Origin of the sequence: Trichocoleus sp. ST-U1 (genome assembly GCF_039961835.1) — a bacterium.
Classification (GTDB): domain Bacteria; phylum Cyanobacteriota; class Cyanobacteriia; order Cyanobacteriales; family FACHB-T130; genus FACHB-T130.
The window spans coordinates 1-11,671 of the sequence record NZ_JAMPJZ010000004.1; the positions used below are offsets into that span (position 1 = coordinate 1).

Below are 11,671 nucleotides of genomic sequence, written 5' to 3' on the forward strand. Positions count from 1 at the left end.
CAGTTTCTTGATGCTGATCTACTCCCTTATTGTGCAATCTCGATTATGAACTGGCACACTACTTGACCATTCATGCAGGAGGTCTAATGTTCGCTGGTAGGCCAATAAAACCCATCTAATTCAAAGCCGTGAGGCGAAAAATTAGAGAAACAACCATATTTTTCGCGGGTACTGTAAAAGTAAATAGTCAGTGGAAAAAGTGTAAATTTTAGCTGAGTAAAGACTAAATGCTAAGCTGCTACACAAGATAGGAAATTTAAATTTATGTATCGGATTCTTTGGATCTTTTCCTTAGATGTTTAGCCTTTTTCTGCAATTCCTGAAAATAGTCCGACTCTGTAATTTCAGCTACCTGACGCGCTGCTTTGGCTTCATCAATCTCGATCCGGAGTTCCTGTAACTGTTGTTTCAGGCGTTGTTCGCGGGCGTAAATTTCACGCGCCATGCTCTCGAAAACCCGCCCCATCTGTCCCAATTCATCGGCACGACGGGCAACATCTTTTAAACTTTCTAAATCGAATTCCTCAACTTTATCGGAAGTTGTACCAGCAGTAATTTTTTGAGCCAGCTTAGCCATGAGTTTAACTGGCTGAACAACAGTTCGTTTTAATAAGTAATTAATTATAAGCACGGCAAAAGTAAAAATGCCGAGAAAAATTCCGATAATTAGGAAAAAAGAACGGTTGGCTCTCTCAAAAACTTGCTCGGCGGGGACATAGATGACTTGAGCACCAATAATTTCCTTTAATTGCCAACCAAAACCGTTTTTACTGCCATAGGTTTTTATCAAATTCTTCGGCGCTGCGGCTGGAGTCGAATGGCAGCGGAGACAACTCTCTTGTTCAATCGCAATCGGTAAAGCTTTATAAAATACTTGCTTGCCAAATAAAGAGCGAAAACCTGAGATTTCTTTCGTTTCTGGTTCGTTGCGAAAGCGGTTTACAATTTTGTCTTCAAAGTTATCTGTTTTATCTAGCAAATTTGTAGGATTCAGAGTAGCATCTTTGTAGAATAAATCTTTATATTCTCCTTTCTGGCGTAAACCTTCAAAAACTTCTCTTACAGAAAAGCTAGGAATTGTTTCAGGAATAAATTCTGGTTGAGCTTCTGCACTCCGCGCTAAGAGAGGACTAATCTGAGTATTTGTATAGTCTCTCAGTGAGTTCATTGTCTCCATGAGAACTACACCTTTAGAGATAATTTCATTTTCGGCTCTATGCTGAAGTGCCTTAGACAAAGCAATCCCACTAACAACAATCCCAAAGATAAAAACTAGCGATAGAAGTAAGGTGAATTTGGTACCCAGCTTGAATTTATTCAACATGATTATTTTCCTGTTTTATCACAATGAGCGCCCAGTATCTTTGATTACAGGTGTCATTGAGGGCTAAAATTAAGGGCTTTAAATGACATCAACGCAAGAGTATTGTTTAAAAGTTCTTTACCCAATACGGCAAGAAATTCGTGCTTCGTAATGCGCGATCGCTGACTATTTCTGGTAGCTATAACTTTATCGCTAATAAATATTCACTGACTGGAGCGATCGCTTTTGAAAATGGACGAATGCGATCGCAGCCAAAGCATCTCGACCGAGTGCGCGGTAGGCAGCATCCAGCAGTTTGGCAGCAGCCGCTTCTCGTTCTAGATTCCCAGCGGAAAGCCAGTGCAAGTCACGACCGAATGCCAGCGCCTCAGCCGGTTGACCCTCGGCACAAGCTTCTAGTGCTGCCACAATCCAGTCTTGGACAATTGGTGCATCCCCTAAGATAGCGATTCTAATTACTTCAAGATCGCGCTGAGGGAAAGTTTCGGCGCTGAAGCCGGGAATTGCCACCCCTGCACCATCCTCAGTCGCAATCCTGGCACCCAGCCGCTGTTGTTTGTAGGCTTTCTCGTACAGACTTCCCATTTCAGGGCGTTCCGCCGTTTCAAACATCATCACCGCGTCGCGGAGTGCTGAGAGTCTAACTCGTCGATGCCGGGAATCGTTGTCATAGCGGTCATATTCCAGTTGAGAGACCGCTTTTTCGATTTGGAAGCGAACCTGTTGGAGCAATGTTTGACAACCGTCATCACAGACGGGAATGCCATCGTTGTTCCAGTAATACATCACACCCGTGGGAAGTTCTCTGGGGTCATCGTACCAAAGACCAAAATGCAAACCATCGCCGCCCCCGTACAGCAAAGTGAGAAACTCCGGCGGATCGCGGTAATAGCGGTAATGTAAGCGATGGTCAAGTTCTGGTATGGGTTTTCGCTGCAAACCTTCTTCACTGAATAAATCAAACAAACCGCAAGGTGTTGCAATCCAGTGCATTTCTTGCCGCTCAATCGGAGTTAAGCTGAGCCAGAAAGCCCAGAATGCAAAAACATGGTCGGGTAAGGTCAAGCCGTGGGTTTGTTGTACCAGCGATCGCACGGCTTCCACCAACGCTTGCGCTTTTTGTCGGGCATCCAGGCGCATCTGCTCGATCGTGGCAGCATCCGGCAGATTTTCCTGACGCCATGCCATGTATTCCGCTTTCCAGGAACGTTCATTTGCCGCTTGCCACAGATGTCGCCAGATATCCGTCCAATGACCTGAATCATCAGGGCATTCTTTAATTTGCTGACGCGCAGCTTTGTAGAATTCTTCGTGCCGATAGGCGTTTGGCGTCCAGCGTTCTGTTTCTGTTTCCCAGCGTTGTTTTGCCCATGAAACGCCATGTTCTGCGATCGCTGTAAAAGATGCTTCAAAAGCATTGAGCAAAGTCTGTCGTTCTACGGCAGCTTTCGCCTCAAATTCTTGACGAAATGCACAGAAAGCAGACCACTCGGCAACTAAATCATCCTCTGGTCGATCCAACTGCTTTAGCCACCAATTATCAAATTCCTCCTGAAGCATCTGGTCGATATCTTTTTCAATCTCGTCCCGGAAACGCGGACGGGGGTCTTCACCCAGTAGCTCGAATTGCTCTTGATTTAGGGTGATTTCTGCTTTGCGACCCAATATTTCGACTTCAACAACAATCTTTTCTCCAGGCTGCAACTTAACTACCACACCCTGAAAATCACTAAAGGGGCCTGCGGTTATCGCTCCTACGCTTCCTGGTTTGAAATTTTTCATTTCCTCCCTCCTCACAGCATCGCTAAGCGGATGCGGGGTAAGCGCAGCGGTCTTGCAACTAGCACTCCTCGCTTGTCTGAAGTTCTCTTGTCAGGCTCTTAAACCATCTTAATTTTACTCTGATGACTGGCGGCAAATCTAAACTTTTGGGCATCCTTCTGCTAGGCTCGGAATCACTGCTATTGACTTTTTGTTTCCTGTACAGCCACTGACAAGCAATCGAGAATCAGAAATTAAATTTCATTTTTTTATGATTTTTATAATTTTAATTTTAAGTAAAATCTTCTAAAAACGTTGATAATTAAATCAAATAAAATATAACCATTGATTTGTATAATTTTAATTTAAAAATAGTTGCATTTGTTATTTTCACTATCCTGAAATTAAAAACTTTCTATTAATAAAGCTCAACGATAAATACTGAAGTGCAAGCATTACTGTAACGCTCCGATCGCATCGTTGAGAGGATTAGCAACTCCAAACTAATTTAAGCGTGACCCATCTCAACAATATTTTCCCACGAGGAAAACATTCGTAGGCAATTTCTACCTTCATGCTTAGCTCTGTAAAGCGCTCGATCTGCTTGATGTAATAAATCTTGAGAATCAACTAAATTAACAGCACTAGCGATCGCGCCACCGATACTAATCGTAATGGGTAGCAGCAGATCGTTAGAAATCTTGAAAGGGCATTCGGCGATGCAAGAGCGTAAACTTTCACCATACTCTAAACCATTGTGCAGATTCAGTCCCAGGGTGATGCAGACAAACTCTTCACCGCCATAGCGATACAACAGACTGCTAGGGCGTGCATTGGACTGTAGTCGTCCGGCGATCGCTTGCAGCACACAATCCCCCACTGTGTGACCATACGTATCGTTCACCCGCTTAAAATGATCCACATCAATCAGAAATACACACAAATAACGGTAGCGAGTATTCGCATCGCGGTTGCCGACTTGCCGCAGCATATGAGGCAATGCCTGATCCATTGCCCGCCGATTTAATAAACCTGTTAACTGATCGGTCAGCGACAAAGATTCTAGCAATTCATTACGGGCAGTCAATTGCTGATTCGCTTGTCGCAGTGCCTGATTCGCTTCGCTCAATTCTTGCGTTAACCGCTGCAATCGCAATCCCGCGCCCACCCGCGCCCGTAATTCACTCATATCAATTGGTTTTGGGAGATACTCATCAGCTCCAGTATCTAAACCCTCCACCCGGTCTTTTACATCCCCACGAATCGTCAGCAAAATAAAAAATGCCAAAGATAATTCTGGATCGGATTTAACCTGGCGGCACACTTCCAGCCCATTGATGACTGGCATCATCCAATCACAAATAATTAGATGAGGGTGTAGCTGCTTTGCTTTCTTTAATCCCTCTTCACCATTCGCCGCTACTATGACTTCATGACCTAGAAGTTGGAGTGAGTTTTTGACGACTAACCGAACGCTAGGATCGTCATCAATAATTAAAATTTTTGACGTGGAACCAACCTGCGTCCCTCCAGACCGATTGGCGTGAAGAAGGACTGGAGTTTCACCCTCCACCCTCTCCCAGTCAATTATCTCAAACAAAAAAGATTGAATCTTTTGGAAATGATTTTCTATTTGAATTACCAATTGAGTCACTTCCTTAAAGTTTTTTTGTTGGCTCTGAAGTTCTAATCGGTCGGCTAAATTTTTTAATTTGTTGACGCCAACATTCGCACTAGCACCCCGAATTTGATGGGCTTTATGTTCAATCGCTTCAAAATTCTTAGAAAAAGTTGCTGATTTTATCGATGATAAGTTTACTTTTGTATCTTCTAAAAAGGCTTGTAGAATTTCGTTTCGCAATTTCAGATCCCCCAAGGTTATATCGTCTAAGCGATTTAAATCCACCCAGTCATTGACGCTTGACTCGTCCGGGTTAGCACTGGAGTCAACGGGAATAATTTTACTTGTTAAATCTATAGATGAGGAGGCAGATGAGGATGCGATTGCCTGCTTATTTTTAATAATAACTTCAATCCAATTTTCTAATTTAGCTGCCAACTCTTCCTCACGAACCGGCTTAAGTAGATAATCATCCATGCCGACCTTTAGACAGCGATCCCGATTTGCTTTCATGCCGTTGGCAGTCATTGCAATCAAGATTGTCTGTCGCGCATCACCTTCTAATTGACGAATTCTTTGTGCAGTTTCATAACCGTCTAGTATCGGCATCTGGCAATCGAGGAGGATTAGGTCATATTTTCCTTGGGATCTCATCCATAATGCTTCTTGACCATTAGCAGCAACATTTGCTTCATACCCTAACTTCTTTAACTGTTTAAATACAACCGTCTGACTCACAAGGCTATCTTCAACTAATAGAATTTTTAGGTATTCTTGCTTGGTCATAGAAATGATGAATGATTTCACTCTTGCCTAAATGAGCGGAAATTTATTGTCTGTATAATTACTTACATTAGCAGGCAATCTGGAACGTTCCAGCAGTTTCTTGCAATCGGCATTTTTGTGGATGTTAACAGAAAATTTGGGCGATCGCTCTTAGGGAAGCCATAACGAGGCAGGAGATATAGCGATCGCCCTCGATTTGAATAACTTTACAAATATGCATTGCTTTGAATACACCTGTAAAAATTAGAATGCTACCCTTCAAAAACGTAGATGAAAGCACCTTTACCCGAAAACGAACCAGAACGGATTCAAGCGCTACAGCAGTATGAAATCCTCGATACCGCCGCAGAACAGGCATTTGACGATCTGACGCTTTTGGCTGCACACATCTGCGGTACACCAATTGCCCTCGTCAGCTTAGTTGATACGGATCGGCAGTGGTTTAAATCAAAAGTTGGCATCACGGCTCAGGAAACTCCTCGTGATATTGCTTTTTGTGCCCATGCTCTCCTGCAAACCGACCTATTTGTTATCCGCGATGCATCCACTGACGAGCGGTTTGCCAATAATCCCCTCGTGACTTCCGATCCGAATATCCGGTTTTACGCGGGTGCTACTTTGTTAACCCCAGAAGGCTTGGCACTGGGAACTTTGTGTGTAATTGACTCCGTACCGCGAGATTTGAGTCCCCAACAGCGGGTGGCGCTGCAAGCACTCAGCCGGGAGGTGATGACGCAACTGGAGTTGCGACGGAATAATCGTGAATTGGCACAGGCGATAAAACAGCGCGACAAGGCACAAGAAGAACAGCTTCAATTCTTCACCCTGTCTCTAGATATGCTGTGTATTGCCGGGATGGATGGCTATTTTAAACGTCTAAATCCATCATGGTCAAAGACTCTCGGCTTCACCAATGAGGAACTTCAAAGCCAACCGTTTATCGAATTTGTGCATCCAGACGACCGGGAAGCAACGATTGCCCAAGTGCAACAACTTTCTACAGGTATAGATACAATTTCTTTTGAAAATCGCTACCGCTGCAAAGACGGCTCTTATCGATGGCTATTGTGGAAAGCAACGCCCTTGTCTGAACAGCAAGCAATCTACGCAGTCGCTCATGACATTACCGAGCGCAAGCGTCATGAAGAAGAAATGCGGAATACCCAGACATTTCTGAACTCAATTGTCGAAAATATTCCCCACATTATTTTCGTCAAAGATGCTCAAGCACTTAATTTTGTGCGTTTCAATAAAGCGGGTCAAAAATTAATTGGTCGTAACCCTGAAGAGTTGCTGGGAAAGAATGACTATGACTTGTTTACCAAAGAAGAAGCAGATTTTTTCACCGCCACCGATCGAGAAGTGCTGGCAACCGGGAAAATTTTAGATATCCCAGAAGAGCGGATACAGACAAAAGATAAAGGTTTAAGAATATTACATACTAAAAAATTACCGATTTTAGATGCCCAAGGAAACTCACAGTATTTATTAAGGATTTCTGAAGATATTACCAGTCGCAAGCAGGCGCAGGAGGATCTGCGAAAAAGCGAAGAATGCTTCCGCTTAGTCGTAGAAGGGGTCAAAGATTATGCAATTTATATGCTCGACCCCAAGGGATATATTGTGAGCTGGAATGCGGGAGCAGAAAGGATTAAGGGATATCGAGCGGAGGAAATCATCGGTCAACATTTTTCTTGTTTTTATGAGCCAGGAGAAAATCAACAAGCGATCGCGCAAAGCGAACTAGAAATTGCGATCGCTCAAGGGAATAGCGTTGCCGAAGGCTGGCGCGTGCGGAAGGATGGTTCGCGGTTTTGGGCGCACGCTGTCGTAACCGCCTTATATGATGACGCTGGAAACCTGCGCGGATTCTCCAAAGTGACGCGGGACATTACCAACCACAAAAGGACACAAGAAGCATTAGCGCTGCAAGCCCGTCTCGCTCACTTCCGCGCCGAGGTGGATTCTGCCCTCACTCAAAGCGACACCCTGCAAAGCATTTTGCAGCGCTGCACCGAGGCAATGGTGAAGTATTTGGACGCAGCATTTGGGCGGATCTGGACGCTCAACCGGGAAGAGAGGATGCTGGAACTGCAAGCCAGTGCTGGGATGTACGCGCAGGTTGAGGGTTTATATCGCCGCGTTCCGATCGGCACCCTGAAAATCGCCAAAATTGCCCAAACTCGCCAACCCTACCTAACCAATTCTGTCGTAGACGATCCTCAGATTCTGGATAGAGAATGGGCGGTGCGGGAAGGAATGGTCGCCTTCGCTGGATATCCCCTGATTATTGAAGGCTCTGTGATGGGAGTGATGGCAATATTTGCTCGTCAACCCCTCAATGAATCTGTTCTCCAGTCGCTGGAATTTGCAGCGGACAGGATTGCCCTGTGGATCGAGCGTAAACAGGCACAAGAGGAATTAAAGCGGCAGAACTTGCGATCGCAATTATTTTCCGAAATTACCCTAAAAATTCGCCAGTCCTTACAACTCGAAGAAATTCTTCAAACCACCGTTACCGAAGTCAGAAAATCTCTCGCGTGCGATCGCGTAGTGATTTATCGTCTGGCAGCCGATAAAACGGGTACCATCGTCACCGAAAATGTCGTTTCTGGTCTGCCCGCCTTATTAGGGCAAACTTTCAGTGCGGAAATCTTCCCCGAAGCTTACCATGAGGACTACTGCCACGGAAAGATCAGGATTGTGGCTGACGTAGAAAATGCTGAGATTTCACCGTGTCATCGGGAATTTTTGCAGCATTTGGCAGTCAAGGCAAAATTAGTTATCCCGATCTTGCAGAAAAACGAACTTTGGGGACTGCTGATTGCCCACCAATGCACCTCGCCCCGACAGTGGTCTAGCTTTGAAGTCGAACTGCTGCAACAACTCGCAGACCAAGTCGGTATTGCCCTGGCTCAATCCCAACTCCTAGAAGAAGAAACCCTCCAGCGCCAGGAACTAGAGATCGCCCGTCACCAAGCTGAGTCAGCTTCTCAAGCCAAAAGCGCCTTTTTGGCAAACATGAGCCACGAAATCCGTACCCCCATGAATGCCGTTTTGGGGATGACTGGGCTGCTTTTAGACACGCCCTTGACTACAGAGCAAAAGGATTTTGTTGAAACGATTCGCATTAGTGGAGATGCCCTGCTGTGCCTGATTAATGAGATTTTGGACTTATCCAAACTAGAGGCTGGAGAGATGGATCTGGAAGTTTTAGACTTTGACTTATCTACTTGTGTAGAAGAAGTCTTAGATTTATTAGCTCCCCAAGCTCATGCCAAGGATCTGGAAATTGCTGCCTTGGTCTATCGCAACGTTCCCACCCACCTCCAAGGCGATGTCGGTCGTCTGCGGCAAATTCTCACCAATCTGATTGGCAATGGCATTAAGTTCACCAACGCCGGTGAAATTGTGGTGAGGGCAGAACTACAATCAGACACCGCCGCAAATTCTCTTGGGAAGGGCGAATCAGAGGACGTGGTAACGATTCGCTTCTCTGTCACCGATACGGGCATTGGCATCACCCCAGAAAATATGAGCCAATTGTTTCAACCCTTTTCCCAGGTAGACTCCTCTGCCACGCGCCAGTATAGCGGCACCGGCTTGGGACTGGTCATCTGCAAACAGCTCGTCACCTTAATGGGAGGAGAAATTGGCTTTGAGAGCCAACCAGGGAAGGGAAGCAAGTTTTGGTTTACAGTGCCTTTCAAAAAGCAAGCGGAACGGATAACACCACCCATCCAAACTTCTACCAATCTAGCGGGACGGCGTCTGCTAGTGGTCGATGACAATGCCACGAACCGCAAAGTGGTTCGCTCTCAGGCGGCGCACTGGGGGATGCAAGTAGATGAGGCGGATGGTGCTGCCGCCGCCATGAGAGTTTTGCAAGAAGCTCTGGAGTGGGGAATTCCCTATGATGTGGCGGTGATTGATATGCAAATGCCCAACGTTGATGGCATCACTTTGGGCGAGCAAATCAAAGGAAATCCCATGCTGGCTAATTTACCCTTGATTATGCTCACTTCTGCCGATCAGCGAGGGGAGGCACAACGGGCGACGAAGGCAGGATTTGCTGCCCATTTGATTAAGCCAGTCAAGCCATCTCGCTTATTGGATACCATTGTCTCCATCTTGGGGAAGCAAGAGGAACAGCGGGACAGAGGCAAAGAGGTAGGCAAAGAAGTAGAGGAGAAGAATTTTTCACCTCAACCTTCCCGAATTCCAATTCCCCAAAGCAAATTGCGAATTTTGCTAGCTGAGGACAATCTGATTAATCAAAAAGTTGCCCTCAAGCAGCTAAATACTTTGGGTTATGAAGCCGATGTCGCTGCGAATGGGAAGGAAGTCGTAGAGTTATTGGAAAAAATTCCCTATGACTTAGTTCTGATGGACTGTCAGATGCCGATTCTCGACGGTTATGAAGCAACGCGAGAGATTCGGCGGCGACAAGGAGAAGGTTCGCGCCGTACCACTGTCATTGCTCTAACCGCTAACGCGATGAAAGAAGACCGCAAACGCTGTCTTGATGCTGGGATGGATGACTATTTGAGTAAGCCAGTATCAAGGGAACAGTTAGCATTGCTAATCGACCATTGGACGAAAGTCATTTTTCAAGATGCAAATGCCAGCAGTGGGGGTGTTGCCACACGGGAAGATGTAGAAACGAGATTCTCGTCTTTACAAGATTTAGTGGATTGGGAACATCTGCATCAACTTTCTGAGGGAAGCAGGGAGTTTGAGTTGGAACTGTTGCAAATGTTCTTCACGGAAGTTCAGGCTCATCTAGAATCGGTGAAAAGAGCAATCGCTATCAATGACTTTGATAGTCTTGCAAAAGAAGCCCATCACATAAAAGGTGCGAGTGCCAACGTCGGAGTAGAGGGGATGCGAAGCAATGCCCAAAAGTTGGAGGAACTCGCCTCCCACTACCAACTTGCAGGAGCGACTGAGATAGTATCTGCGTTAGAAACAGCGCTCAGCCGCATTCAATCTTGGGTTAAGGAAATTTAAGGAATTGCTAATTGCTAGGAATTCCCCTTTGCTCCTCTGTGGTGATAACGACTTCCTTCGCAAAGGGGTTGTGAAAAAACGATCCGGTTTGAGGTGGCAGCATGGGATCGAGGACAATTTCTGCAAGACTTTTCCCGACGCCTGTGAGGGGAATTGCCAGAATCACTCCTAACAATCCTCCCAATTTCGCTCCGAGTAGGAGAGAGACAAAGATAATTACCGGCGATAGACCTGTCAAATTGCCCATAATTCGAGGTGCGACCAAATTATCTTTTATCTGTTGAAGTGCGATCGCTATGGCTAAGACTTGCAGCGCCTGAAACCAATTGATAAACGCTACCACAATCACAACCGTGGCAATTCCTAAAGTTGCTCCGATAAAGGGAATGATTTCCATCAACCCAATAAAAACCGCAAATACTAGGAAGAATGGCACGTGCAATGCCCAAAATGCGAGGGAAAGAGTCGTTGCCATAAACACACCCAATAACACCTGACCCGACACAAATCGCTGCAAATTTCGTTGCAATGATTCTGTCAAACCATCTTTAATTTTGGATGAGAAAATACTCGTCAGTCCCCGCCAAACTCGCTCACCATCAATGAGCATATAAAAAGAAATAACGAGAATTAGAATTAAGTCAAAAAACCAGTTAAAAGTGCCTAATACTAAGCCAAAACCTCTGGTAGCGATCGCTTGGGCTTGCGCTTGTACTCGTGCCAACAACTCAGAAGCCAAAATTCGCACGTCAAACGGTAAATTGTGTTCGGCACTCCAAGCTTGGAAGGTAGCTAATTGCTGTTGTCCAGACTCTAGGAGCGAAGGTAGATTTGTCACCAATTGCCGCCCCTGATTAAACACTGGCGGTACTACAGTCAGACCAATGAGTACCAGAGTTAAGCCTGCTATTAAATAAACTAAGATTGCTGCCACACTCCGGGGCAAGAAAGTTTGCAAAACGGCAACAGCATAGTTGAGAAAAAAGGCAATCAGTCCGGCTGTGAGCAAAATGCTAATCAACTCACCCACATATCTCAGAGCCAAAATCGTCACCCAACCGCTTGTCAGAACGAGCAGCCAAGTGATTAGAAACTGTTGGAGGGGTGAAAAGGCACGATTCATCTTTGCTCTATCTCAATGGGGGAGAGTGGGTCGTAGGACTCCTGCT

General features: G+C 45.5%; 5 protein-coding genes and 1 pseudogene. 1 reads left to right on the plus strand and 5 read right to left on the minus strand.

The window, feature by feature from the left end:
• Positions 1-86: 86 nt before the first annotated feature.
• The 4 genes and pseudogenes from NDA06_RS02795 to NDA06_RS02810 form a co-directional block, all read right to left on the minus strand.
• Positions 87-191: pseudogene (locus tag NDA06_RS02795) on the minus strand (Swarming motility protein ybiA); the annotation flags it as partial.
• 71 nt (positions 192-262) lie between these two features.
• Complete coding sequence (locus tag NDA06_RS02800) at positions 263-1,324, minus strand: DUF3365 domain-containing protein (protein ID WP_190984966.1); 1,062 nt, start codon at positions 1,322-1,324, stop codon at positions 263-265.
• 192 nt (positions 1,325-1,516) lie between these two features.
• Entirely contained in the window at positions 1,517-3,106 is a 1,590-nt protein-coding gene (locus tag NDA06_RS02805) for an ADP-ribosylation family protein (protein WP_190984965.1), read from the minus strand.
• A 487-nt stretch (positions 3,107-3,593) separates the two neighbouring features.
• A complete protein-coding gene (locus NDA06_RS02810; RefSeq protein WP_190984964.1) occupies positions 3,594-5,492 on the minus strand; it encodes a response regulator in 1,899 nt (632 codons plus the stop codon).
• Positions 5,493-5,762: 270 nt separating this feature from the next.
• On the opposite strand from NDA06_RS02810, the gene NDA06_RS02815 reads away from it, so the two are divergent.
• A complete protein-coding gene (locus NDA06_RS02815; protein WP_190984963.1) occupies positions 5,763-10,502 on the plus strand; it encodes a PAS domain S-box protein in 4,740 nt (1,579 codons plus the stop codon).
• A 7-nt stretch (positions 10,503-10,509) separates the two neighbouring features.
• Here the strand turns inward: NDA06_RS02815 and NDA06_RS02820 are convergent, their stop codons facing one another.
• Positions 10,510-11,625, minus strand: a complete 1,116-nt coding sequence (locus tag NDA06_RS02820; RefSeq protein ID WP_190666921.1) for an AI-2E family transporter — start codon at positions 11,623-11,625, stop codon at positions 10,510-10,512.
• Positions 11,626-11,671: the final 46 nt, after the last annotated feature.